Genomic DNA, 25,717 nt, shown 5'->3' on the forward strand with positions numbered 1-25,717 from the left:
TGCGCCGCTCATGGATGTGCGGGGGCATGGTGTTCCAGACGCTGCCGGGCTTCAGCACCGTGAGGCCCATGACCAGCTGCGCGCTCTCGCAAATGCCGGGGATGACCAGCTGATAGATGGTGCGCTCGTTGGATTCCTCCAGGCTGCCGCGTTCGAGCGTGGTGGCGTCGGCCAGCGAGATCAGGCGGGTGGTGAACGCCTTGTGTGCGGGGCAGGAGGCGAGATAATAGCGCGCGCCTGCGCCGGAAAAGACCACATCCTTCGCGCCCATGGTGACATAGAGGCAATCCTTGTTGCCCAGCGTGAAGGCTTCGCCATCGACGGTCACGGTGCCGGTGACGCCTGACACATTGACGATCGCCAGTTCGCGCCGCTCCAGGAAGGGGTGGCCAGCGGCGGACGCGGGCTCGGTCTGCGCGGGGAGCGCGACGGGCGCATCGGCGACCGCGACGCCGCCGATGACGAAGCGTTCGGCATGGGTGTAGTTCAGCACGCATTCGCCATCGCGGAACAGCCCGCCGATCAGATAGCGATCGCGCAGTTCGTCATTGCTGACGCACTCCATCATGTCCGGGTGCGTCGCATAATAGGTCTTGTCGAACATCAAGTCTCTCCGCTGGCGGGCTTTGGTCCGGCTTATAGCGGGGGTCGGGCGGCCTGTCAGCCATAAATTCCCGATATATGGACTAATGGTCCGCCATGTGAGGAAATTCATCGCGCAGCAGGATGACATGGAGGAAGCGCGGGCCATGCGCGCCGCGGACATAGGTGCCTTCAATGTCGGTCGTGCCGGAGACACCGGTGATCCAATAATGGGCGCGCGGTTGCGGGCCGGGGAGCGGGGCGTCCTCCAGATGGGCGGCGATGGCGGCGACCGGCAGCAGCACGATATGGTGCAGGGTCAGGAAATTGGGCAGCATCGGCGCGGTTGGGCTGGTTTCGAAGATCAGCGATCCGGTTTCGGCGATGGCGGTGCGGGCGATGGCGAGGGTGGCGGTTTCATCCGGCGCGGCGGTGGCATGGAGGGTGAAGGCGGACCAGTCGCAGGGGGCAAGGCGCGGGTCGGGCGGGCAGCAGAGGGTGAGGGGTTCGTTCTGGTCGGCGAGATAGCGGGCGATGGCGGCGGGGAGATCGGTCAGGCTGGCGATGACGTCATGGCTGGCATTGACGCTGGGGAGGGCCAGCCGGGCGAGAAATTCGGATTCTAGGTTGGTGGCGTCCACTGCTGGGCGTTCTGGCGGGCGTTCGGGGGTGCCGAGCAGCGCGGCGGCTTTCGAGGCGTCCGGGGCGGGGCTATGCAAGCGGGCGAGGATGGCCTCCCTGCTATCTGATGCGCGGGCGCTCATTTGCGCTGTTCCTGCTGATATTGGGCCATGAAACTTTGCGCGGCGGGTTTGGGGAGGTCGCGATATTGGGTCCAGCCGCCCGCCAGCGGCAGGCGGGCGATCCAGCCCCTGCGCCCCAGCAGGCGGATGGCGCGGATGGCCAGGGCCGTGCCGAGCCGGTAGAGCGCCGGGCGGGTGGCGACCCAGGCCCAGAGGCCCAGCCCTGCGCGCATGGAGGTTGGCTCCAGCCCCTCGCGCCAGCTTTTCTCCCGCCAGCCCCGAAGCAAAGTGGGGAGCGGGATTTTGACCGGGCAGACCTGTTGACACATGCCGTTCAAGGTACAGGCATGGGCGAGGTCACGGGTTGCGGCGAGGCCGTCGAGCGCGGGGGTGAGGACGGCGCCCATCGGGCCGGGATAGGTGCCACCATAGGCGTGGCCGCCAATCTGGCGGAACACGACGCAATGGTTCATGCACGCGCCGCAGCGTATGCAGCGCAGCATCTCCGCCAGTCCCTCTTCGCGCATTTTGGTGCGGCCATTGTCGACCAGGACGATGTGCATCTCCTCCGGCCCGTCGCGGTCCCCGGGGCGCTTGGGACCGTTGTAGAAGGTCGTATATTGGGTCAGCGCCGCGCCGGTGGCCGAGCGGGCCAGCATCCGCAGCATGTGGATGGCGTGGGGCATGGACGGTACGATCTTTTCGATCCCTGCGGTCACGATATGGACGCGCGGGGGGACGAGCGAGAGTTCGGCATTGCCTTCATTGGTGACGGTGCAGACTGCGCCGCTGTCCGCGATCAGGAAGTTCGCGCCCGATATGCCCACGTCCGCGCCGAGCATGGCACCGCGCAATTCGCGCCGGGCGCTCTGGGCCATGGCGGCGATGGTTTCTTCCTGATGCGGGGTGCGATGCTTTGCCTTGAACAGGGCGGAGACCTGCTCGCTGGTCTTGTGCATGGCGGGCCAGATGATGTGCGAGGGGCGCTCGTCGGCCAATTGGATGATATGTTCGGCAAGGTCGGTTTCGACCCGACCGATCCCGGCTTCCTCCAGCGCATGGGGCAGGCCGATTTCCTCGCCGAGCATGGATTTGGAGCGGGCGACGGTTTTGGCGTTGGCTGTTTTGCAGATGTCGATGACGATGCGGCAGGCTTCGTCGGCGGTTTGCGCCCAGTGGACCTGCGCGCCCGCCGCGATGGCGTTCGCCTCGAACTGCTCCAGATAGGGGCCGAGATGGGCGATCACATGATCCTTGATCGCAGCGGCGCGGGTGCGGGCGGCCTCGAAATCGGGGAAGGCGTCGATGGCGATGGCGCGCTTGGCCTGCGCGGTGCCGGCGGTGCGCTCCACCGCGATTTTCAGGATCGGGTCGGCGAGCGCGGCGTCGGCGCGGGTGGTGAAATCGCTCATGCTTCTTCGCCGATGGCGGGGCCGTCGCCCATGCCCGCGATCAGCTCGATGGCGTGGAAGGCGCGGACCTTGCTGCCGTCGCGGTGGAGCTTGCCTGCCATGTTCATCAGGCAACCGAGGTCACCCGCCAGCAGCAGGTCTGCGCCGGTCGCGTCGATCGCGGCGGCTTTCTCCCCGACGATGGCGTTGGAGATGGCGGGATATTTGACGCAGAAGGTGCCGCCAAAGCCGCAGCAGGTTTCCGCGCCCGCCAGCGGTGTCAGCGACAGGCCGTCGATTGCGCTCAGCAGGCGACGCGGCTGGGCCTTGATGCCGAGTTCGCGCAGGCCGGAGCAGCTGTCATGATAGGTGGCGGTGGCGGGGAGGGTGACGCGGTCGGGTTTCCAGCCGCAGACTTCGTCGAGATAGGCCATGACCTCGAAGGTTTTGGCGGCGACCGCCTGCGCCCGGGGGAGCCATATTGCGTCATGCTCAAACAGTTCGGGATAGTGGCAGCGGATCGTCCCGGCGCAGGAGCCGGAGGGGACGATGACGGCTTCATAGGGTTCTAGCGCGGCGATCGTCTGCTTCGCCAGCGCCACGGCATGGTCGCGGTCGCCGCTGTTGAGGGCGGGCTGGCCGCAGCAGGTCTGGCCCTTAGGCACTATGACGTCGCATCCGGCGGCTTCGAGTGCGCGGATCGCAGCGAAGCCGATGCGGGGGCGCATGATGTCGACCAGGCAGGTGACGAACAGGGCGACCTGACGGGTCCCAGATTGACCAGTCATACCCCGTGACGCTTCGCGAAATTGAGGAACAGGTCGGGCCATGGCGCGGGCGCGGCAGGCGGGGCGATGAGGCCGAAGCCGTGACCGCCATTTTCGAACAGATGCGCTTCGACCGGGATGCCCCTGGCGCGCAGGGCGGCGAGCATGGCGAGGCTGTTTTCGGGCGGCACGGCAGCGTCGTCCAGCGCATGGGCCATGAATATGGGCGGGGTTTGTGCGCTGACATTCTGGTCGAGCGAATAGGCGCGCATCATGTCGGGCGACGGGGTGGGGCCAAGCAGCTGGGTGCGCGATCCCTGATGGACGAACGCGCCCTCCATCTGGATCACCGGATACATATAGGCGGCGATGGCGGCCTTGATCGGTTCGCGGTCGCTGGCGTCGATGGGCGTGTAAGTCTGTTCGGGCGTGCGGCTGGTGAGCCAGGCGGCAAGGTGGCCGCCCGCCGAAAAGCCGATGACGCCGACGCGGTGGGCGTCATAGCGTTCGCGGGAGGCGAGGGAGCGGACGAGGCGCAGGGCGCGCTGGGCGTCCTGCAACGGGGCCTGCGGGCCGGCCGCCCAGCCATCGGCGGGCAGGCGGTAGAGCAGGCTGTAACAGGCATAGCCCGCGTCGGCGAAATGGCGGGCGATGCTATAGCCTTCATGGCCGATCGCGACCCGGCTGTAGCCGCCGCCGGGGATGAGCAGGATGGCCGCGCCATTGGGCTGGGCGCCTACAGATTCTGGGCGCAGCAGCGTCAGCGTGGGCGTGGTGACATGGGTGAAGAGGCTGTCATGCGGGCCGCCGTCGGGGCGGCGCAGGGTTTCGGCTTCGGTCACGGTGACATGATCGCCGCCCGGTGCCTTGCCCGGCCAGATCGGGAAACGGACAAAGCCCTGCGGCAGCGGGATGCCCTGTGCGTGGGCAAGGGTCGGGGCGAGGGCGGCACCCGCCAGTGCGCCGGAAATCAGGGAGCGGCGGTCGATGGCTGTCATTGGCAATCCGTCCTTCCAAGCGGGGTCGTGCGGGTCAGGGCCGGGCGAGGGTCGGCTATTTTGGCGGATATGGGAAGGGCGAGGGACTTGAGGCCGTCGGCGACCAGATCGGCCACCTGCCGCGCGCCCAGCTCGCTGAAATGGGTGTCGTCGCTGATGCCTTTGGGGAAGGCGGGGATTTTGTCCTGGGCGCTGTAGTGGAGATAGAGGGATTTTGAAGCGTCAGGCCCGGCGCGGTCGAGCCAGGCGCGCGAGCGGGCTTCGAGGTCGATGAGCGGGGTGGCGGTTTTGGTGGCGAGGTCGCGCACCACGGCGGACCAGGCGGGATAATCGGCGATAGCGCGGCCGTCCGGCCCGAAGTTGCGCCGCGCGACCGGGGTGATAAGGACAGGGACGCCGCCTGCGATCCGCACGTCGCGGATGAAGCGGAGCAGATTGTCGCGATAGTCGGTCTGCGCGGGCGCCCAGCGTTCGGGCTTGGCGCGGGTCTGGTCATTATGGCCGAACTGGATCAGCACCGTATCGCCGGGCATGATGTCGGCGCGCAGCGCGTCCCAGCGCCCCTCGGCCAGGAAGCTGCGGGTCGAGCGGCCATTTCTGGCGTGGTTGAGGATGCGCACGTCGGGCGATACGGCGCAGCGCAGCATCATGCCCCAGCCGGTTTGCGGGTAACGGGCGGGCGCATAATCGGCGGCGGTGGAATCGCCCGCGATCAGGATGGTGTCGCCGGGGCGGGTTGCGTGCGCGGGGGTGGTGAGGAGCAGGGCGGCGAGGGGGGCCAGGAGGGAGCGTTTCATTTTCTGGCCTCAATGTCGTCATCGCTGCGCAGGGGGCGACCCATTATGCGCCCCAAAGGAAGGCGCGAGGCGGTGATATGGGTCCCCGCCTTCGCGGGGATGACGGGGGTAGGTGCGGGTGTCACTGCAAATTCACATACATGCCGCCGTCGACCAGCAGCGCGGCACCAGTGACATAGGCCGCCATGTCCGAGGCGAGAAAGACGATGGGTCCGGCGAGATCCTCCGGCGCGCCGAGGCGGCCCAGGGGAGTGCGCTGTTCCATGTAGGTGCGCTTTTCGACGTCGGCGAGATCATCCTTGTTGATCTCCGTCAGGATGGTGCCGGGCAGGACGCTGTTGCAGCGGATATTATGTTTGCCAAGGGCAATGGCGGTGGATTGCATCAGCGAATGAACGCCCGCCTTGGTCGGGGTGTAATGGGTCTGATATTCGCCGCCGACCAGCGCGGAGATGGAGGAGACGGCGACGATCGAACCGCCATGGCCCTGGCGGACCATTTGCTGGGCGGCGGCCTGGACCATGAAATAGGCGCCGTGCAGGTTCACTTTGAAGGTGCGCTCGACCACATCGACCGGCATGTCGAGAAAGGCGTGGAAGGGGCAAATGCCCGCATTGCTGACCATGACATCGACCTTGCCGAAGGCGTCCACGGCTTTGGCGACGAAATCCTGCGCGGTCTGCGGGTCGGCGACGTCGCCCTTTACCGCGATGGCGCGCTGGCCGAGCGCTTCGATGGCCTCGACACAGCTTTGGGCTGGACCGTCGCTGCTGGCATAGTTGATCGCGACATTGGCGCCATGCTGCGCTGCGCCGATCGCGGCGGCGCGCCCAATACCGGTCGATGCGCCGGTGACGAGGACGGTCTTGCCTTCAAGCAGTTTCATGGGGCGGGGTTCCTGTATCAGGGTGTGAGACAATGATCATCCTCCCCTGCAAGGGGAGGTGGCGCGCGCGTAGCGCGTGACGGAGGGGGGTAGCGGTCCTGACGCGCCTTGTGGTTGGCGGCCCGCCCCCTCCACCACCGCTTCGCGGCGGTCCCCCTCCCCGTACCGGGGAGGAATGATGGGCGTCCGTCATCACTCTATCGCCGCACGGCGCGGCGGGGTTTGAGGCCGGGGGTCCAGCCGAGATCGGCGCTGACCCGGTTGGCGGTCGCGCGGACGTCGTCGCTGAGCGCGGCCATGCGATCATCGTCCATATATTGGGCGGCGCTCGACAGGCTGATCGCGGCGACGATCGCGCCGGACGCATCGCGGATCGGCGCGGCGACGCAGCGTATCTGGTCCTCATTCTCCTCCAGATCATAGGCGCGGCCCGCGGTCGCATAGGCGCGCATCCGGTCGAGCCAGAGCCTATAGTCGGCGGCGTGGATGCCCGCTTCGCGTTCGGCGTCGAACGCCCGCTGCCAGCGCGATTCGCTTTCATCGAGCAGCAGCGCCTTGCCGAGGCCCGTCGAGGTCAGGGGATGGCGATCGCCGATGCGGCTGGAGATTTCGACGCGGCGGCGACCTGGAATCTTGTCGAGATAGAGCGCATGATCGCCATCGAGACGGCCGAGATGGACGACATCTTCGCTGGCGGCGGCGAGCGATTCGATATGGGGGCGAGCGATCTGGACGATGTCGGTCTGGCTCTGGGCGAGGAAGCCCAATTGGAGCAGTTTTGGCCCCAGCTGATAGCCTTCGCGCGGCAGGAAGGTCAGGAAACCGCGCTCCACCATCGCATTGGCGAGACGGTGGGTGGTCGATCGGGTGAGGCCCATGCGGATCGACAGGTCGGCGAGCTTGATCGGCCCGTCAATCACCTGGTCGAGCAGGTCCAGCCCGCGATGCAGGGTCTGGGAACCAGCCGCCTTCGATTTTTCCTCAACCTCAACGATTTTCATTTCGCCCGATTCTGGATTTGACGTATTTTGTCTCATCTACTAATACTCTATCCCACAAAATGAGAAAAACAAGGGTGAAGGCGAGGACGGGCTGATAGTTTCAATCAACCCACCTCACCCGATACCCAGCCGTTATCGGCGTTTTGATCATATGGTGAAAGTTTTTGCTGCTGGTTCCCACATATTGGGCAGCGGCTGCGTTCAGGGAGTGGGTGTGTGCCGATCGTGAACTTGCCGAAAATCAAGCATGTCCGTGCCTTCACGGTGCGCGGGGGCGGCGCCGACTATCATGACCAGGGCGAAGGCCATTGGATCGACGACCATATTGCCACGCCCATGTCGCGTTACCCCGAATATCGCCAGTCGCGGCAGAGTTTCGGCATCAATGTGCTGGGCACGCTGGTGGTGGAAATCGAGGCGGAGGACGGCACGATCGGCTTTGCGGTGACGACCGGGGGCGAGCCGGCGGCGTTCATCGTGGAAAAGCATCTGGCGCGGTTTCTGGAAGGGCGTTCGCCCACCGATTATGAGAAAATCTGGGACCAGATGTATTTTTCGACCCAATATTATGGGCGCAAGGGTCTGGTCGTGAACGCGATTTCCGGGGTCGACCTGGCGCTGTGGGACTTGCTGGGCAAGTTGCGGCAGGAGCCGGTCTATCACATGCTGGGCGGTGCGGTGCGCGACGAGCTGCAATTTTACGCCACCGGCGCGCGGCCTGACGTCGCCAAGGAACTGGGCTTTATCGGCGGCAAGATGCCGCTGCACCATGGCCCGGCCGAGGGCATCGAGGGCCTGAAAAAGAATATCGCCGAGCTGGCGGACATGCGCGCAAAATGCGGTCCCGATTTCTGGCTGATGTGGGACTGCTGGATGGCGCTGGACGTCGACTATGCCACGCGGCTGGCGATTGCCGCCCATGAGCATGGGTTGAAGTGGATCGAGGAAGCGATCAGCCCCGACGATTATTGGGGTTACCAGCAATTGAAGCGCAACGTCCCCAAGGGGATGCTGGTGACGACCGGCGAGCATGAGGCGACCCGCTGGGGTTTCCGCATGTTGCTGGAGATGGACTGCTGCGACATCATCCAGCCCGATGTCGGCTGGTGCGGCGGCGTGACCGAATTGCTCAAGATCAGCGCGCTGGCCGATGCCCATGGCAAGATGGTCGTGCCGCATGGATCATCGGTCTATTCCTACCATTTCGTCATTACGCGCCACAATTCGCCCTTCGCCGAATTCCTGATGATGCATCCCGGACCAACCGAGGTGGTGCCGATGTTCCATCCGCAGCTGATCGGTGAGCCGGTGCCGGAAAATGGGCGCCTGAAGGCCAGCGCGCTGGATGCGCCCGGCTTCGGCGTCGAGCTGAACCGCGATATCGCGATGCACCGCCCCTACACTCATTGATTGCCAAAGAGAGACTGATCCCATGAAATTCTGCCGTTTTGGGCCGCGTGGCCAGGAAAAGCCCGGTATCGTTGATGCCGAGGGGAATATTCGCGACCTGTCGGGCGTGGTGGCCGATCTGACGATCGAGACGCTGGCTGCTGCCAAGGCCGCCGACGTCGCGTCGCTGCCGATCGTCGAGGGGACGCCGCGCTATGGCGTGCCGGTCAAGGGCGTGGGCAAGATCGTCGCCATTGGCCTGAATTATGAGGATCATGCGATCGAATCCAACCTGCCGATCCCGACCGAGCCGATGATGTTCATGAAGGCGCTGTCCTCGCTCAATGGTCCCAATGACGAGGTGATGCTGCCCAAGGGTTCGACCCATGGCGACTGGGAAGTCGAACTGGGCGTGATCATCGGCGAGACCTGCCGCTTTGTGAGCGAAGAGGACGCGCTGTCGAAGGTGGCGGGCTATACTTTGGTCAACGACGTGTCGGAGCGTTTCAACCAGAAGCAGCGCGGCACCCAGTGGAGCAAGGGCAAGGGGCATGACACATTCTGCCCGACCGGTCCCTGGCTGGTGACGCCCGATGAAGTGGGCGACTGCCAGGATCTGGACATGTATCTGGACGTCAATGGCGCGCGGATGCAGACCGGCAACACGCGCACGATGATCTTCAATGTCGCGCAGCTGATTTCCTATGTCAGCGAATATCTTACTCTTTATCCGGGCGACCTGATGATCACCGGCACCCCGCCGGGCGTGGGTGAGGGCAAGAAGCCGACCGCCATCTACCTGAAGGCTGGCGACGTCATGGAACTGGGCATCGCGAAGCTGGGCAAGCAGACGCAGAAGGTCGTCGAGTGGCGGCATCTGGGTGACGAGGTGCTGGGATGAGCATTTTTGCAGGACGCTATACAGGGCGCTGCGCCATCGTCACCGGTGGCGCGTCGGGGCTGGGCAAACAGGTCGCCGCGCGGATCGTCGCGGAAGGTGGCAAGGTGGTGCTGTGGGATGTGAACCCGCAAGCGCTGGCTGCGGCCGGGGATGAGGTCGGTGCGAGCGCCGTAGCCGCGCTCGACGTGTCCGATCAGGCGGCGGTGGAAGAAGCGGCCAAGGCGAGCGCCGAAGCGCTGGGCAAGATCGACATTCTCGTCTGTTCGGCGGGGATCACCGGCGCGACCGCGAGTGTGTGGGACTATCCGCTCGACAGCTGGCAGCGGGTCATCGACATCAATTTGAATGGCCTGTTCTACTGCAACCGGGCGGTGGTGCCGTACATGCTTCAGAACGGTTATGGGCGGATCGTCAATCTCGCCTCGGTCGCGGGCAAGGAGGGCAATCCCAATGCGTCCGCTTACTCCGCGAGCAAGGCGGGGGTGATCGGCCTGACCAAGAGTCTGGGCAAGGAACTGGCGGGCAAGGGCGTGATCGCAAATGCGCTGACGCCTGCGACCTTCGAAAGCCCGATCCTGGCGCAGCTGCCGCAGAGCCAGGTCGATTATATGCGGTCGAAGATTCCCATGGGCCGTCTGGGCGAAGTCAGCGAATCCGCCGCGATGGTGTGCTTCATGGCGAGCGAGGAGTGCAGCTTCACCACGGCGTCGACCTTCGACACGTCAGGCGGGCGGACGACCTTTTAAGACAAGTCGCGCGGCGCGACTGGACGGAAAGAGCCAGCGCGCTGCTTCTCCATGGGAGAGGACGGGCATGATTCCCTTTGTCGATGCGCATATCCATCTGTGGGATCTGGCGCATATCCGCTATGACTGGCTCAGCCCGCCTTTCTCCGACGAGGGGCCGAATGGCAGTGTCGAGGCCATTGCGCATAACTATGGCGTGGCGGAGTATCGCGCAGACCTGGCCCGGTGGAACGTCGTCGGTGCCGTCCATGTCGATGCGGGGGCGGCGGCGGAGAGTGCGCTGCGGGAGACGCAGTGGCTGGACGGGCTGGCCGCGATCGAAGGGTTGCCGACCGGGATCGTCGCCTTTGCCGCGCTCAACGACCCGGATGTCGATGCGCTGCTGGCAGCGCAGGCGGCGCATGGCCGGGTGAAGGGCATCCGCCATATCGTCAACTGGCATCCCGATCCCACGCGGACCTATGGGCCGGTCGACCTGACGCGCGATCCGGCGTGGCAGGCAGGCTATGGGCTGCTGGCCAAACATGGTCTGTCCTTCGACCTGCAATGCTATCCGGGGCAGATACCGGGGCTTGTTGCCCTGATCGAGCGGCATCCCGCCATCCCGGTCATCATCAACCATATGGGGATGCCGGTGCTGACCGACGCCGACGGCATTGGCGATTGGCGGCGCGGCATGGCGGCGCTGGCGGCGCTGCCGCATGTTGCGGTCAAGCTGTCGGGCATGGGTTTCATCCGCCGCGACTGGACCAAAGAGAATATCGCCTCCTTCATCCGCGAGACGATCGACCTGTTCGGGGTAGAGCGCTGCATGTTCGCCAGCGACACGCCGACCGACAAATTGTTCGGCAGCATCGATCGTTACATGGAATCCTATCACGCCATCGTCGCCGATCTGCCGGAAGCAGAGCGGCGCGCCCTGTTCGGCGGCAACGCCAATCGCCTCTATCGTCTGGGACTTGAACTATGACCCCCAATCCGTTGCTCGGCGTGCTGTTCCACTGGCTGGGCGGTCTCGCCTCGGCCAGTTTCTACGTCCCCTATCGTGGGGTGAAGCGGTGGAACTGGGAGATTTTCTGGCTGACCGGGGGGATATTTTCCTGGGTCATCGCGCCCTGGTTCTTTGCGTCGATCCAGACCAATGACCTGACGGGGGTGATGGCCCGTGTGCCGGGCAGCGTTGTGGGCTGGTGCATGTTCTTCGGTTTTCTCTGGGGCTTTGGCGGGCTGACCTATGGCCTGACGATGCGCTATCTGGGGCTGTCGCTGGGGATGGCCGTGGTGCTGGGGCTATGCACCGTGTTCGGCACGCTGATCCCGCCGATCGTGGACGGCACGTTCATGCGCGAGATTGCAGGAACCCTGTCCGGGCAGATCGTGCTGCTGGGGCTGGCGGTGACCGTGCTGGGCATCATCGTCGTCGCCATGGCGGGGGCGCGCAAGGATGCAGCGCTTTCGCCGGAGCAGAAAGCGGCGGTGGTCGCTGAATTTGATTTCAAGAAGGGCATCGCCGTCGCCATCTTTTCCGGCATCATGTCGTCCTGCTTCGCCTTTGGCCTGGCGGCGGGCCAGCCGGTCAATGACCTCAGCCGAGCGGCGGGGACCGGGCCGCTATGGGTTGGCCTGCCGACCCTGTGCATCGTCATGTTCGGCGGGCTTGTGACCAACGCTTTGTGGTGCGCCTGGCTGATCGTAAAGAACAGGTCAGCGGGGCAATGGCTGGGCGCGGCGGATGCGCAGGGACAGCGCCCGGCGCTGCTGCCCAATTTCCTGCTCTGCGCGCTGGCGGGGACGGCCTGGTATTTCCAATTCTTCTTCTACACGATGGGCGAAAGCCAGATGGGCCGGTTCGGCTTTTCCAGCTGGACGCTGCACATGGCATCCATCATCATCTTTGGCACCTGCTGGGGCTTTGCCTTTCGCGAGTGGAAGGATGCCGCACCCGCGGTGCGGCGGATGGTGTGGAGCGGGGTCGGGCTGCTGATCCTGGCGACGATCATCATCGGCTATGGCAACCGGCTGGCGGTGTGATGGGGCGTTAAGGCGGCGTCGGTACGCCGTCGGACTGGCGGCGGATCAGTTGATAGTCGAGTTTCACGCGGGCCAGTGACGGGCGATCGGCGCCTTCATCCTGCGCGCGGAACAGGTTGGCGAGCAGGCCAATCGCTTCGCGGATCATCTCGCGGATCGGCTGGCGGATGGTGGTCAGCGCGGGCCAGATCGCGCTGGCGAGCGGGGTGTCGTCAAAGCCGCAGATGCTGATCCGGGCGGGGACGCTGATGCCGCGCTGGTGGGCGATGGCGATCGCGGCGGCGGCCATGTCGTCATTGCAGGCGAAGATGGCGGTGGGGCGATCGTCCTGGTTCAGCAGAGCCAGCGCCGCGTCCAGACCGGAGCGGTAGGAGAAGTCGCCCGGCACGATCCAGCGTTCGTCCACGCCGATGCCATGACCGGCCAATGCATCGCGAAAGCCCTGAAGCCGCCGGGCGCTGGCGCGGTGGCGGGGATTGCCCTGAATGAAGCCGATGCGGCGATGGCCAAGGTCGATGAGGTGGCGGGTCATGTCATAGGCGGCGTGGCGATCGTCTATGCCCACGGTCAGCACATCACCGCTATCGACATCGGGCGCGATGGCGACGACCGGGATGGCGCGCTGGCGCAGCTGATCGACCAGATCGGTCCAGTCGCACAAGGGTGGAGGCAGGATGACGCCCGCGACACGGGCATGATCGATCTGGTCGGCAACGACTTGCGCCGACGCACCGGGCGCGCATTGTTCTACCACCAGATGCAGGCGGCGCAGTGATGCTTCGCCCAATGCGCCGAGCAGCAATTCGCCCAGATAGGCCGCGGTCGTGCTGTCGCTGTGGAGCAGGGCGATGCGCCGGTCGACCCCGCCCGCCAGCGCACGGGCCGATGCGTTGGGGACAAAGCCCAGTTCGGCCACCGCCTGCTCGACCGCGCGTTGCGCCTTCGCGCTGACCAGCGCCTTGCCGTTGATCGCGCGCGACGCGGTCATCACCGACACGCCTGCGCGGGCGGCGACATCGCGGATGGTGGGGAGCTTTTTCCGGTCGGTCGTCTGCATCGCATTCCGTCCTAGCCGCATTTGGCGGCTGGCGACAATCTGTGGCGATCAGGGTTTCAGGCGGACGCGGACCGGGGCGTTGCGATCGACGGTCAGGATGCCGTCTGTCTCCTTGAGTTCGGCGATCTGGAGGACGCTGCGGCGCCAGAGGTCGGGTTTGGCCTTTGTGTCCGCTTCGCCGCTCTGGTGGACGAAGTAGATGATGTAGGCGCGGTTGCCCGCGACGATGATGTCGGGATGCTGGCCCTTGGCGCGATCGGTGGGATGGAGGCCGGGGGTGGCCAGGATATGGCCAGGCTGGGCGGTCCATGTCGTGGCGTCGGGCGAGCGTATGACCAGCAGGCCTTTCCATGCGTCGGAAATGAGCCACCAGCTTTTTCTCCAATAGAAGGCCTTTGGTCCTTCGCCCGGCGTTTGCGTCAGGCGCTGGCCCGGCGTCCAGTGGACAAGGTCGCTGCTATCGGCGGTGCGGATCGCCTTGTTCTGATGCTCGTCATTGTAGGAGAGGCGGTAGCCGCCTTTTGGCAGGGCGATGACGCTGGCGTCGATGACCCGGTCGGAGCCGAGATCGAGCCGGTCGCCGCAGGTCCAGCTGGTCAGGTCGGGACTGGTCAGATGGACGATGAAGCGCGGGGCGTTCCAGTCGCGGAAAATGCCCGGCACCACGGTCAGCCACATATGCCATTGGCCTGCGAGATACTGGATTTCCGGCGCCCAGAGGGTCTCTCCGGTGCAGCTTTCGGGGATATGGGCGGTGCCGCTGTAGGTCCAGTGCGCACCGTCGCGGGAACGGGCGGTGCCGATCGCGGTGCCATGGACCCAGCGGACGTCCTTGGGATCATCCTGCGGCAGGTCGGCGCGGCGGTTGGTGTAGAACATCACCCATTCGCCGCTTTTGCGGTCATAGACGGTCGAGGCGTCGGCGGCACCGTCATGCACCGGGTCGCGATAGAGCGGCTTGGGCGCGACCGGCGCGCTGGCGAGCAGGAGCAGCGCGGCGATCATCCTAGCGGGCGACCGGGTTGTTGCCCCATAGCTGGTCATAGCGCCAGCCGGACAGATTTTCGACGATCGCGCCTGCCTGTGCGCTGGTGGGGGTGCGTGCGCCGCTGCGCAGATGTTCGATCTCCGCCATCAGGATGGCGTGAGTGGCGGGGCTGAGGCGGAAGCGGGTGGAGACGAGGATGCCAAAGCCCAGCATTCCGACCGTGCCGATGCCCAGCAGCAGCGCGATGGTCAGGATGGCGGTGTAGCTCTGCACCGGTGCGCCGGAGATAAAGCCGCCCGCCTGCATGATGAAGCCGACGCCCGCGACGGCGGCGGCCTGCGTCGCCTTGCGCACGAAGGTCATGACCCCGGCAAAGCTGCCCTCGCGCCGCTGGCCGGTGACGATTTCATCGACGTCGGCCATATAATTATAGGTCGCCCAAGGGATGTAATTGAGCGCGCCGCGGCCTAGGCCCGCCAGGATGATCGGCAGCCAGATCATCGGACTGCTTGCAGGGATGCCCAGCACCCACAGGCCGATCAGCGTCAGCGCGCCCGCCGCGAAGGCGGCGGCGGCGATCTGATAGGCGCGGCTGGGGGAGGCGCGCAGTGCCAGGTTGATGGCGATGATCACCGCGACGAACTGGACGATATACATGGTGCCGAGCAGGCCCGACGCGATCGCCATGGAGCCGGTCAGGGCGAAGATGACGAAGAAGGTGAAGGCGGCGTTGAAAATATCCTGGCTGATATAGCCGCCCAGATACATGCCCAGATGCAGGCGGAAGGCGCGGATGCGCATGGTGGAGAAAAGGTTGCGATAGAGCGCGCGGAACGCCTGCCCCGCGCCGCCCGACGAGGCGGGCTGCGGAGCGAGTGTCGTGCCGGGCATATGCCGTTCCCAGCTGAACAGATAGAGCAGCCCCGCGGTCGCCATGAACAGGATGGCGAAAATGATGCCCATATAGAAAAAAGTGTCGGCGCTGTCGCGGCCCAGCGTGGTGATCAGCCAGAGCGGCAGGAAACCGGCGAGGATGGCGGAAGCCTGACCGAACAGGATGCGCGCGCCGGCGAATTTCGCCTTGGTCTTATAATCGGACGACATTTCGGCGGCGAGGGTTTCGAACGGGATGATCTCCATCGCATAGACCAGCTCGAACAGGACATAGCTGACGAGATAGTACCAGAATGTCTGGCCCGGCAGCCACATCAGCGCGAAGCTCGGCAGCAGGGGAATGGCGGCGAGGATGAAGAAGCGGCGACGGCCAAAGCGCTGGCCAAGGCGGGTGCGGCCGAAATGGTCGGAGATATAGCCGATCATGGGAGAGGCGAAGGCGTCGAGGATGCGCGCGACCGCGAAGATGGTCGCGGCCTGTCCCGCGGACAGCCCCCAAAACTGGGTGTAGAAGATCAGCACCCAGCCGGAAATCACCGCCATCGACCCCGCGCCCAGCACGTCGTTGGAGCCGTAGGCGAGATAGTTGCGCAGGCGGACGGGGCGGGTTTCGGGGGTCATTGTGCTTCCGTCCTCTGCCTTCGGTCGTGCTGCCCTGTTCCGGGTCTGGCGCAGTTAAATACCATATAGTGGATGCGTATCACGCCATGTGAAATTAATGCAAGTCGTCTTTGTCGGTTGCGGGGGTGAAGCGGATCGCTTCGACCAGCACGCCTGGATCGGCGGCGCGCAGCGTCAGGCGATGGGTGCCAGTGGCTAGCGGGGCGGGCAGGGGCAGGGCGATGCGATTGTCCAGCACGGCCAGCGCCCAGTCGCGGTCGCCGGTCTGGCGCGGGGCGGTGAGGGGATAGTCTATGCCATCGATGGTGAGGGTGAGGCGCAGCGGGTCGCCATCCTTGTCGGCATAGGTGGGCAGGATGTCGACGGTTGCGCGCCACTGGCCTGCGGGCAGGGTGATGGTCGCGCTGGTCGGGCCGGGCTGGCCGGTGGGGGCGAGGACAGTGCCATGGCGGCCCAGCCCGTCGCCTTGTCGCCAGCCTTTGGCCGGGGTGAAATCGCGCGGGGTCAGAAAGGGGGCTGGCGGGGGCGGGGCGATGGCGTGTGGTGTGGCGGCCAGCGTGGGGACGTCCGGCGCGGGGAGCAGCGCCGGGGTGAGGCGGTAGCTGCGCCATTGCCCGTCGGCTGGCTCGACCGCCATCATGCCGCGCCATTTGCCGCCTGCGATGGCGTGGTTGTAGCGGTGGGTGAGGGCGCGCAGCATGTCGTCTGCTGCATGGGCGATCGCGCCGCGCTGGAGCGCCTGGGGCAGGTCGGTGTCGCGCAGCCGGTCGTGCGCTTCGGCGGCGAAGAAGCGGCGGTTGGCCGCGGCGGAGGCAGCGACGGGATAGCCGAGCAGCTCGAAAAAGGCATCGCGGCGATCGGCGGGGATGGCGGGTTCCAGCGCGGCGGCGGCGTCGGCCATCGCAGCGAAATCGGCGAGGCGGGCGTCGGCCTGCGCGATCGACAGCGGGCTGGGGCGGGCTTTTTCGCCGGGCAGATAATATTGGAGATGTTCGGGGCGACGATCGAAATTGAGCCGGTGATAGTCGCGCAGGATTGTTGCGATCGGGCGAGCCTGGGCCGGGTCGATATTTTCGGCGGCCCAACTCTCGACGAAGCGGTCGATCGGTTGGGCGCGGGTGGCGTCCACGTCCCAGGCGAGGGAAAGGAAATAGTCGGTGGCGAGTTCGGCGGGTTTGAGATCGCCGACATTGGCGACCCAGACCTGCCGCGCGCCGCGATCATAGGCGCGGCCCATCTCCTCACGGATCAGCGCGGGCGGGGTGGTGGACAGCCAGAGATAGGAGAGCGGCGCGCCGAGATAGGAGAGGTGATAATAGACGCCGGAGCCGCCAGCACGGGCGCGTTCGGCAGCGTCGGGGAAGTGGCGGATATAGCCGAAATTATCGTCCGGCCACATTAACGTGACATCGTCGGGGATTTTGAGGCCAGCGCGGTAGAGATCCAGCACTTCCTTATAGGGGGTAAAGACTTGCGGTGCCTGGGGGATGCCCGCGCGATCGAGCATCGCGCGCTGGTCGGCGATGATGCGATCGAGCGTGGTGCGGCGATCGTCCAGCGTTGCCGGGCCGACCATGCCGCTATCGTGGATGCCGCGCATCCCCAGCGTCCAGATGCTTTCATAGCGGGCATGGCTGGCGACGCGATCCGCCCAATAGCGCTGAACCCCCGGTGCGTTCGTCACATAGTTGAAATCGCCCGGTGGCGCGGTCCATTCGCCGACATTGTTGCGCAGCATCGGTTCGGCATGGCTGGACCCCATGACGATGGCATAGCGATCCGCCAGGGCAGCGTTCGCTGGATCGGCATTGAAGGGCTGGGTCAGCTTGTGCATCGCGGGCCAGAGCAGATTGGCCTTCAGACGCAGCAGCAGTTCGAAGAGTCTGGCGTAGGTCTTGGGGCCGAGCGGCTTTTCGTCCGGGGCGTGGGTGGCGGCGGCCCAGGGGACTAGCCCCCAATCCTCATCATTGAGGAAAATGCCGCGATAGCGAACCGAGGGCGGGCCGAAGCGGCGCAGCCCTTTGGCGACATGGAGCGACGCGCGGCGGGCGGGCGTGACGTCGGCCCACCAGTGCCAGGGGGAAACGCCGATGGCGCGGGAGAGTTCATAGGCGCCATAGGCGGTGCCGCGCCGGTCGCTGCCGATGATCAGCAGCGCGCGGGCGACGCCGGGGCTGGGCCGGTCGACGCTGGTGATGAGGAAACTTTCCCACGCGCCCTTGAGGGAGCCGATGGCGATGCGGCGGTTGGCCACCAGCCGGTCGATCGCGGCGTTGCGGCCGAGCGTGCCGATCCAGATCTGGGTGTCGCCGCCCGGCGTGCCGCGCGTGACGGTGGCGAGGTCATCGCGCAGATCCTGCGCGGCGATGGCGACCACGGCGTGGTCGGTGGGATCGGTGACGACCGGCGCGACCTGCTGGTCCGATGCCAGCGTTATATCCCCGTTGCGCGCGGTGGCATGGACCCAGCTTTCCGCATGGGCGGTGACGGCAAAAGCCAACAGCAATGCCGCCAGCCCGGTGAGGCTGGCGGCACCCTTCAGCAGCATAGTGCGAGGGAACGATCCTTCCATGATATCGGCCCCGCCCATGCTGCTGTGTCAGATATAGGTGCGCAGAAATTCGGCGAGCGCGCAGATCGCCAGGCTCTGACCATAGGGCATGGAGGTGAGCGGGATGTCCTTGTAGAATTGCAGCGTGTCGCCCATCGCGGTGCCGAAGCTGACCTGCTTCAGCTCGCCCGTATCGTCGATATTGGCCAGCACGCCCTCGACCGCGCGGATGCCGACCGCTTCATAGTCGCGCGGCAGATAGCCCTTTCGCACGGCTTTGAGGATACCATAGGCGAAACCGGCGGTGGCGGATGCTTCCAGATAGCTGGTCGGGTCGGTAATCAGCGTGTGCCACAGGCCGGTGTCCGCGTCCTGCGTGGCGGCCAGCGTTTTCACCTGGGCGGCGAGCGTGTCGATCAGGAAGGTCCGTAGCGCGTCGCCTTCGGGCAGGTCGAGAATCTCGATGATTTCGGGGATGGCGATCGTCACCCAGCAATTGCCGCGCGCCCACAGCGCTTCGGCAAAATTGTGGCGACCGTTGAAATCCCAGCCGTGGAACCACAGGCCCGTTTTCTTGTCGAACAGATATTTGATGTGGATGAGGAACTGGCGCTTGGCTTCCTCGACATAATGGGGGCGGTCCAGCAGCAGGCCGATCTTGGCCAGCGGCAGCACCGACATCATCAGCGTGTCGTCCCACATTTCGCCCGGATTTTCGTCATTATAGACGATATGCTGGAAGCCGCCCTCCTCCGTCTTGGGCAGGCCGTCGGGCGCCATCAGCCATTCGGCCCAGCTGTCCAGATAGGGGATGTAAGCGGGCGAGGGTTCATGCTCGTAGAGGTAAGCGAGCGTGATGAACGGGGCCATGGTGTTGATATTCTTGGTCGGCGTGCCTTCGGCAAAGCGATCCGCAAACCATTGTTTGATGATGGTCAGCGCCTTGGCATCGCCGGTCTGCTCATAATAGCGCCACATGCCGAACAGGCCCACGCCATGGGTCCATTCCCATCCGGCCCAGCCCTTGGTATCGATGATGCGGCCATCGTCCAGATGCAGCAGGAATTCGCCGGTTTCGTCGGTGATGTTGACCAGATTGTGCATCAGGCGGTCGATGGCGTCGATCACGCTGGACCGTGCGACGTCATGAGTAAGGGCGGCCACTATTATTTCTCCTGCTTGAGATCGGACGGGGCGGCGGGGGCGGACACCATCCGCACCGGCACGCCGCCTTTGACATTGTGAAGGGTGACGAGGCGCACGGCTTCGAGCGCATCGCCCGGCGCGCCGTCGGACGTGACGGCAAGCGCGATGTGATTTTTACCCCGATGGTTGAGGATGCCTTCGGGGATGGGGAAGGTGCGTTGCGGGCCGACATGGGCGATGAACTGGCCCATATTCCAGCCATTGACGAAGATCAGCACGCGGTAGCGGACGGGGGAGCGCGGGGTGGTCGCGTCGCCGAAGCTGAGGCCAATGGTCGCGTCCTGCCCCTTTGGCACGGCAAGGTCGAAGCTGGTGCGATACCAGCTGGTGCCGGGCGCGCTCTGGCCTGCGGGGACGGTGGTTTTGGCCCAGCCTGCGTCGTTATAGCCGGGCAGGTGCCAGCCCATGCGTTCGCCGTGGAGGCCGCCATTGTTGGCCGCACCGCGCGCGATGTCGGGCAGATTTTCGCCGCCCTGCCTGCCCTGAATCTTCCAGGCGATCGGTATGGTGAAGCTGCGGCCGCCGGGGGCTTCGAGCGAGGCCGATATCAGACCGCGCGTTTCCTTGTGGAAATCGTCGCTGTCCAGATCCCAATTATGGCCGTTGTTGCGGACCATGACGGACAGGACATGCTCGCCGCCTTGCGCGCTGGCGGGCAGGGCGAAGCGGGCGGTGCCGGTGGTGATCGGGCGGGGCAGGCCGGACGGGGTTTCCGCTTCACCCAGAAACTGGCCATCGACCCAGGCCTGGACGAGGCCGGAGCCGCCTGCGCCATAATAGAGCGACAATGTCTTGGCGTCGGGCGTGCCGGTGAAGCGGCCGCGATACCAGACATCGCCATCATGAAAGCCATAGGCGTCCATGCCCATATTGGGCTGGCCATCGGGGCGCTGGGTGATGCTGGCGCTGGGGCGGGTGTCGATCGCCTGCCACGCGCTGTCGTCGAAGGCGGGGTCGGCTTCGGGCGATCCCTTGGCCATGCGCCAGTCGGTGAGCGCGGGCAGGGGGATGGCCGCGGGGCCGGGGAGCGGTTGGGTCGCGGTCAGGCTGCCGGTGGGGGTGGCGCGGGTGGCGATGCGTGCGCCGTTCCATGTGATGGTGCGGATCGCGGCGGGCGCCCAGATTTCGAGCGGGCTTGGCGCGATGGTGTCGCCGGTCAAAGCGAGGGTGCTGCCCTTGGCAGTGGCGCTGCGGACCAGTTCGGGGCCGCGGATCAGCGCGTCGCCATGCCGCCAGTAGCGCGTCCCTTCGGCCTCATCGGCCAGGATCAGGGTGAGCGGCGGGCGACCACCGCCCTCGATCCGCACGATGGCGCGGTTCTGGTGGGCGTAGCGGAGGGTGAGGTCGCCCTTGGCGGGGTCGAAGCTGGTGGTGGCCTTGCCTTCCAGCAAGGTGATTTGGGGGGCGCTGGTGTAGCGCAGGACGGTTTCGCCCGGTTCGCCCGCACGGCCGTAGAGGAGGAGCAGGTCTTTGCCGTCCTGCCGCTGTGCGCTTTGCAGTTCCGATGTCGAATAGACCAGCCTTTGCCTGCCCAGCGTCACCCCCGCGACCAGCCATTTGGCGTCGAAGCCGTTGAGCTGCATCGGCACGGTGTAGCGGCCATCGGGCAGGTTGGCGGTGAAGGTGAAGCTGTCGTTGCTCTGCCCGTTGGACGGCTTGTGCGTCACCATCAGGAAGCGGGCGTCGCTGTCCGGGCTTTTATTGTGATAGATCTGGATATTGGGTGACGATATCTCGACCGGCCCGGCGGGGACCATGCCGGCCAGGTCCGGGACCGAGGCGATCAGCCCGGCCAGCTGCTTCATTTCCTGCGCCTTTTCGCGCAGGGCGCGCGGTTCCGATATGGCCGCGCCATAATCATAGCTGGTGAACACCACCGGGCCGGGCAGCCAGCCCCAGCTGGTGCCGCCATAGGTCATGTAAAAGCTCTGGATGCCGATGCCGTTGGCCAGGTTCGTGCCGTAGAATACCCGCTGGAACCGCTTGCCGCGCTGGATGGCGTTGCAGTCATAGCCGCCGTTCGACCCCCAATAGTCGAACCAGCCGCCGCCAAATTCGGCCAGCAACCCGGGCGTGTCGGGGGAGGCCGACGCGCCGCCCCTTGCGCCGCCGGGACCATAATAGCCCCAGTCGGGCGCGGCGACATCGCGGGTCGGCTGGCCGGTGACGGTGCAGGTGCCGCCGGGATAGCCGTCAAAAGCGTACATATCGACCGGGCCGGGAACGACCTTTTCGACCTTCGAGGATTTGGGCGTCCAGTAGCCGTTGCGGCTCTGGTCATTGTGGAAGATCGGCACGGTGATGCCGTCGGCCCGCGCGCGGGCATAGAGATGGTCCATGTAACGGCGCTGCGCAGGCGTGGTCAGCGCCAGCTCATTTTCGATCTGGTGCAGGATGACCCCGCCCTTGCGCGTTTTGTCCGCATTGATCTGGTGCCGGGCGATGATCGGATTGACGTGGCCGAGCCACTCGTCGACCGCCTTGATATAGTCCGGGTCGTCGGTGCGGGCGCGGCCGCGCTGGTTGACCAGCCAGCCGGGGAAACCGCCGCGCGAGAGTTCGGCGTTCACATAGGGACCGGCGCGGGTGATGACGTAGAGGCCTTCCTCCTCCGCCATCGTGAGCAACCGGTCGAGATCGCGGATGCCGGTAAAGTCGTACACGCCCTGTTTGGGGCTGTGATAACCCCAGTCGAAATAGAGGGCGACGGTGTTGAAACCGCTGGCCTTCATTTTCTGGAGGATGTCACGCCACAGGTCGGGCGATGGCAGGCGGAAGGGGTGAAATTCGCCGCCCCAGATGATCTGTCGCTGCCCGTCGATCATCAGCGAACGCGCGTCATAGGAGACGCGGCCGAAGGTCTGGACCGGGGCGGCGAAGTTCGCCGTGGGTTTGGCGACCTGCGCGGGGGCGGGGCTGGCCAGCATGGTGCCGAGCAGCAGGGCGGGGAGAAGGCGGTGCATCATGGCCATCAATCGAGATGAAATAGTGGGACGAGCGGCCATTCCTTGGGCCGATTGTCGGGTTCGACCTCCATCAGCGGGGCCATGCTGGCCCACCAGCGCTGCATGACCGGATGGTCGGGCAGCGTGTCGCGCTGATGATCGTCGGACAGGGTCAGGACGGCGAACAGGCTGAGCGTGGTTTCATCCAGAAAGATGGAATAGGCCGAAATGCCCGACGCGCTGAGCAGGGCGGTCAGTTCCGGCCAGATTTCATCATGGCGGCGGCGATATTCCGCCACCACGCCCGGCTTGAGCTGCATCTTGAAGGCGTGGATCGCCACCCGACTCTCCTAAAGAACCATATTATGGAACAGTTGACCTATATATGGTAACAATGTCCCACATCGGCGTCAATGCCGCGCGCGCCAGAGCGGCGTGTTTTGGACGGAGAGGCCCGGCGCGTCCTGGGTGTGGAAGGCGGGGCGCTGGTCCGGGGTGCGGGTTTGCGCGGTGAAACGGTCGATCGTCAGCCGTTCCACATGGCGCGCCCATAGCGCCCAGCTGGGGAGAGTGCCGAACATGCTGGGTTCGGGATAGGCGTCGGCCAGTTCAGCGGGCTGGCGCGCGGCGTCCGCTGCCGTGCCGCCGCCATCATAGACCAAGTGAATGTCGCGCAGCCGGACGTCGGCGATGCGATGGCCGGGCAGGCCCGCAATCGTGGCGGGAAAGCGATGGTCGATGCCGCGCGCGTCGATCTGGCTGATGTCCACATCGCGGATCGCGCCCACGCCGGTGCCCTCCGGCCCGCGTCGCCGGTCGCCCAGCCGCAGGAAGAGCGGTGCGGTGGTGACGTCGCGCATGGTGAGGCGGCGGGCGACGATATGATCCATGACGCCGCCATCGACGGTTTCCAGCGCCAGCCCCCGGCAGCGGGTGAAGCGGCAATCCTCGATGACGATATTGCGATAGCCGCCATTGCTTTCGGTGCCGAGCTTGATGCGGCCGGTGACGCGATCCTGATCGGGGGCGATGGTCTGGACGGCGGTGCGGGTGCCGTCGATGACGGACCCCATATCATAGCCGGTGACGTCGCAGTCGCGGATGAGGATGTTTTCCGCCGCGATGGCGCTGCCTAGCGCAAAGCTGCTCTTGACCACGATGGCGTCATCATTGGGGCTGTTGACCCGGCAGCGTTCCACCACCGCGTCGCGGACGCAATCGAGGTCGATCCCGTCGCGGTCGGTGTCGATCGTCAGCCCGTCGATGCGTAAGCCCCGCGTGCCGGTGGCGAGGATGGCGAAATGGCCGCCCTTGTGGATCGTGAAGCCGGACAGGCGGATATTGCGGCCATTTTTGAAGGCTATCGCCTTGTTGCCCTTGCCCGCCATGGCGGCGGCGGCGGGTTCGAGGTTGGCGATCTGCGCGGCGGTCATCGCCTGCATCGACAAGGGCCGCTCGCCCGCCTGTTTCTTCCAGCGCGCGCCGGGGCCGTCGCGGGTCAGGCCGACGCCGTGGATCAGGCCGGGACCGATGATCGCGACATCCTGCACATCGTCGCCCCAGATCAGGCTGTTGCGCCAATGGCTGTGGCCGAAATCCTGATAGAGCTGGTCGATCCCGGCTTCGGGCAGGTCGTAGCGCCCGGCGTGGCGGGCGGGGTCGGCGGCTTCTATGATTGCGCCTTTGCTGAGCAGCAAGGTTACGCGGCTGGCCAGGCGGATCGAAAAGCAGAGATAGCGGCCAGGGGCCAAGATGACGGTGCCGCCGCCTGCGCGCGATGCGGCGAGGATGGCGGCGTTGATCGCGTCGCTATCGAGGGTGATGCCGTCGCCGCGCGCGCCATGATCGCGCACGTCGATCTGGCGCGCGGCATGGGCGGGGAAGGGGAGGCTGAGCATCAGCAGGCCCAGCGTCAGGTCGCGGCGGGTCATGTCCATGTCAGTTCCCGGCCGGGCGCTGATCGCTGTGGATCAGGCTCGACGCGATGATGACCTGCGCTGCTGATGGGGGCTTGGCGGGCGCGAAGGCGGTGGCGGTGACATGGGGGGCGAGCGCGGGAATCGTGTCGCGGATGCGCTGTGCCACCGCGCTGGCCAGCAGCCATGCGCCGTAATTGTTGTGATGGGTCTTGTCCCCGCCACCATCGTTGAAGGCGGCAGGTGCGTGATCTGGCCCAAGCGCTTCGTAGATCGCGCGGCTGTCGGCGTTGAGGTCGATCAGCGGGATCTGTTCCTCCGCTGCCAATTTGCGCACAGCGGCGGCATAGTCGCCCAGCGTGTCGATGATGCGGCCCTGCGGGTCGAAATTGCGCCGTTCGGGTGACGTGACCAGCACCGGATGCGCGCCGCGCCGCCGTGCTTCGGCGATATAGGCGCGCACATAGGCGGGGTAGGTGGAGTCGGGCGCGACGTAGGTTTGCGGCCATTCGCGCTTCTGGTCATTATGGCCGAACTGGATGAACAGCCAGTCGCCCGGCTTCATGGTCGATAGCAATTTGTCGAAGCGCAAATTGGTGAGGAAGGATTTGAGCGTCTCCCCCGATTTGGCGTGATTGGCGACGATGATCCGGTCATTGAGCAAAGCGGGCAGCATCTGGCCCCAGCTGGCCGCCGGTTCGGCATATTGGTCTGTGACGGTCGAATCGCCTGCGAGAAAAATGGCGGGTGCGCTGGCCGGTTCGATGCGCAGCGATGCGACCTGCGGCGTGCCGAGAAATTCCAGCGTCAGCTTCTCGTCCCAGGTCGCCTCGCGCGCGTCGCGGGCGTCGATGCGCACGGCGCTGCCGCCCGGCGCATTGGCGGGGGGAGGCGGCAGGGCCGGGGTGCGGATGGTGACCAGAAAACTGCGGGTGACGAACTGGCCTTTGGCGGTCACGATGTTGCGCAGCATCAGGCGGCGGGCTTCGGCCTTGACCGTGGTGTCGCCCGCCGCGCGCCGGTCACCCAGTGTCAGCGTGACGCGATAGTCGCCTTCCGGCAGCGCGACCGAGAAGCGGAAGCCTTTTTCGCTGTCGCCAGGCTCCATGCCATGGCCGCCCACTTCGTAGCGATGCTGCCGTTCGGGCGCGTTGGCGGACAGATCGAACTGCAAGGGGCCGGGCGTCGCCAGGGTCAGCATCAGGGCAAGGGCGGCGCTGGACGGCATTGGTGGCGACCCCGCTGGAGCGACGGGAAGAAGGGGAGCGGCTCGGACCCGATCCGCTCCCCCCAATATAACCGCCCGT

22 protein-coding genes are annotated in these 25,717 nt (G+C 65.6%); 5 read left to right on the forward strand and 17 right to left on the reverse strand.

The window, feature by feature from the left end:
- The 8 genes from ACODR8_RS17060 to ACODR8_RS17095 form a co-directional block, all read right to left on the reverse strand.
- Positions 1-604 (reverse strand): 5-deoxy-glucuronate isomerase (locus ACODR8_RS17060; protein WP_489008372.1); only part of this gene is annotated, 604 nt, incomplete at its 3' end.
- 82 nt (positions 605-686) lie between these two features.
- A complete protein-coding gene (locus ACODR8_RS17065) occupies positions 687-1,346 on the reverse strand; it encodes a LutC/YkgG family protein (protein WP_489008373.1) in 660 nt (219 codons plus the stop codon).
- Complete coding sequence (locus ACODR8_RS17070; RefSeq protein ID WP_489008374.1) at positions 1,343-2,737, reverse strand: lactate utilization protein B; 1,395 nt, start codon at positions 2,735-2,737, stop codon at positions 1,343-1,345. Before ACODR8_RS17070 ends, ACODR8_RS17065 begins: the two co-directional genes overlap by 4 nt.
- The gene (locus ACODR8_RS17075; RefSeq protein ID WP_489008375.1) at positions 2,734-3,504 is read right to left on the reverse strand and encodes a (Fe-S)-binding protein; all 771 of its coding nucleotides are present in this window, start codon (positions 3,502-3,504) and stop codon (positions 2,734-2,736) included. The genes ACODR8_RS17070 and ACODR8_RS17075 overlap by 4 nt, the downstream gene beginning before the upstream one ends.
- Positions 3,501-4,481 (reverse strand): alpha/beta hydrolase, encoded by a 981-nt coding sequence (locus ACODR8_RS17080; protein ID WP_489008376.1) that lies wholly within the window; start codon positions 4,479-4,481, stop codon positions 3,501-3,503. Before ACODR8_RS17080 ends, ACODR8_RS17075 begins: the two co-directional genes overlap by 4 nt.
- The gene (locus ACODR8_RS17085) at positions 4,478-5,278 is read right to left on the reverse strand and encodes a rhamnogalacturonan acetylesterase (RefSeq protein ID WP_489008377.1); all 801 of its coding nucleotides are present in this window, start codon (positions 5,276-5,278) and stop codon (positions 4,478-4,480) included. Before ACODR8_RS17085 ends, ACODR8_RS17080 begins: the two co-directional genes overlap by 4 nt.
- A gap of 121 nt (positions 5,279-5,399) precedes the next feature.
- Entirely contained in the window at positions 5,400-6,164 is a 765-nt protein-coding gene (lra1, locus tag ACODR8_RS17090; protein ID WP_489008378.1) for an L-rhamnose 1-dehydrogenase Lra1, read from the reverse strand.
- Between the two features lie 197 nt (positions 6,165-6,361).
- On the reverse strand, positions 6,362-7,201 hold the full coding sequence (locus tag ACODR8_RS17095; protein WP_489008379.1) for an IclR family transcriptional regulator: 840 nt from the start codon (positions 7,199-7,201) through the stop codon (positions 6,362-6,364).
- A 189-nt stretch (positions 7,202-7,390) separates the two neighbouring features.
- Here ACODR8_RS17095 and rhmD point away from each other — a divergent pair, with 189 nt between their 5' ends.
- The 5 genes from rhmD (at position 7,391) to rhaT (ending at position 12,232) form a co-directional block, all read left to right on the forward strand.
- A complete protein-coding gene (gene rhmD, locus ACODR8_RS17100) occupies positions 7,391-8,575 on the forward strand; it encodes an L-rhamnonate dehydratase (RefSeq protein WP_489008415.1) in 1,185 nt (394 codons plus the stop codon).
- 22 nt (positions 8,576-8,597) lie between these two features.
- On the forward strand, positions 8,598-9,455 hold the full coding sequence (locus tag ACODR8_RS17105; protein WP_489008380.1) for a 2,4-didehydro-3-deoxy-L-rhamnonate hydrolase: 858 nt from the start codon (positions 8,598-8,600) through the stop codon (positions 9,453-9,455).
- A complete protein-coding gene (locus ACODR8_RS17110) occupies positions 9,452-10,201 on the forward strand; it encodes an SDR family NAD(P)-dependent oxidoreductase (RefSeq protein WP_489008381.1) in 750 nt (249 codons plus the stop codon). Before ACODR8_RS17105 ends, ACODR8_RS17110 begins: the two co-directional genes overlap by 4 nt.
- Before the next feature lie 67 nt (positions 10,202-10,268).
- Positions 10,269-11,171, forward strand: coding sequence for an amidohydrolase family protein (locus ACODR8_RS17115; protein WP_489008382.1), 903 nt, complete (start codon positions 10,269-10,271; stop codon positions 11,169-11,171).
- The gene (gene rhaT / locus ACODR8_RS17120) at positions 11,168-12,232 is read left to right on the forward strand and encodes an L-rhamnose/proton symporter RhaT (RefSeq protein ID WP_489008383.1); all 1,065 of its coding nucleotides are present in this window, start codon (positions 11,168-11,170) and stop codon (positions 12,230-12,232) included. The genes ACODR8_RS17115 and rhaT overlap by 4 nt, the downstream gene beginning before the upstream one ends.
- A gap of 7 nt (positions 12,233-12,239) precedes the next feature.
- On the opposite strand, the gene ACODR8_RS17125 is transcribed toward rhaT, so the two are convergent.
- The 9 genes from ACODR8_RS17125 to ACODR8_RS17165 all read right to left on the reverse strand — a co-directional run bounded on the left by ACODR8_RS17125 (position 12,240) and on the right by ACODR8_RS17165 (position 25,611).
- Positions 12,240-13,289 carry a LacI family DNA-binding transcriptional regulator gene (locus ACODR8_RS17125; protein ID WP_489008384.1) on the reverse strand — a complete coding sequence of 350 codons (1,050 nt, stop codon included), beginning with the start codon at positions 13,287-13,289 and terminating at the stop codon, positions 12,240-12,242.
- A gap of 48 nt (positions 13,290-13,337) precedes the next feature.
- Complete coding sequence (locus tag ACODR8_RS17130) at positions 13,338-14,333, reverse strand: glycoside hydrolase family 43 (protein WP_489008385.1); 996 nt, start codon at positions 14,331-14,333, stop codon at positions 13,338-13,340.
- Positions 14,296-15,792, reverse strand: a complete 1,497-nt coding sequence (locus ACODR8_RS17135) for an MFS transporter (protein ID WP_489008386.1) — start codon at positions 15,790-15,792, stop codon at positions 14,296-14,298. Before ACODR8_RS17135 ends, ACODR8_RS17130 begins: the two co-directional genes overlap by 38 nt.
- A 94-nt stretch (positions 15,793-15,886) precedes the next feature.
- Complete coding sequence (locus tag ACODR8_RS17140) at positions 15,887-18,340, reverse strand: glycosyl hydrolase 115 family protein (RefSeq protein ID WP_489008387.1); 2,454 nt, start codon at positions 18,338-18,340, stop codon at positions 15,887-15,889.
- Positions 18,341-18,391: 51 nt separating this feature from the next.
- On the reverse strand, positions 18,392-19,507 hold the full coding sequence (bglB, locus tag ACODR8_RS17145; RefSeq protein ID WP_489008388.1) for a beta-galactosidase BglB: 1,116 nt from the start codon (positions 19,505-19,507) through the stop codon (positions 18,392-18,394).
- Between the two features lie 2 nt (positions 19,508-19,509).
- Positions 19,510-22,512 carry a glycoside hydrolase family 35 protein gene (locus ACODR8_RS17150; protein WP_489008416.1) on the reverse strand — a complete coding sequence of 1,001 codons (3,003 nt, stop codon included), beginning with the start codon at positions 22,510-22,512 and terminating at the stop codon, positions 19,510-19,512.
- Between the two features lie 8 nt (positions 22,513-22,520).
- Positions 22,521-22,835: an L-rhamnose mutarotase gene (locus ACODR8_RS17155; protein ID WP_489008389.1), complete on the reverse strand. Its 315-nt coding sequence runs from the start codon at positions 22,833-22,835 to the stop codon at positions 22,521-22,523.
- A 69-nt stretch (positions 22,836-22,904) separates the two neighbouring features.
- Positions 22,905-24,431 carry a rhamnogalacturonidase gene (locus ACODR8_RS17160; RefSeq protein WP_489008390.1) on the reverse strand — a complete coding sequence of 509 codons (1,527 nt, stop codon included), beginning with the start codon at positions 24,429-24,431 and terminating at the stop codon, positions 22,905-22,907.
- Position 24,432: 1 nt separating this feature from the next.
- Positions 24,433-25,611, reverse strand: coding sequence for a rhamnogalacturonan acetylesterase (locus ACODR8_RS17165; protein WP_489008391.1), 1,179 nt, complete (start codon positions 25,609-25,611; stop codon positions 24,433-24,435).
- Positions 25,612-25,717 lie beyond the last annotated feature (106 nt).

Source organism: Sphingobium sp. FG58 (assembly GCF_057809055.1).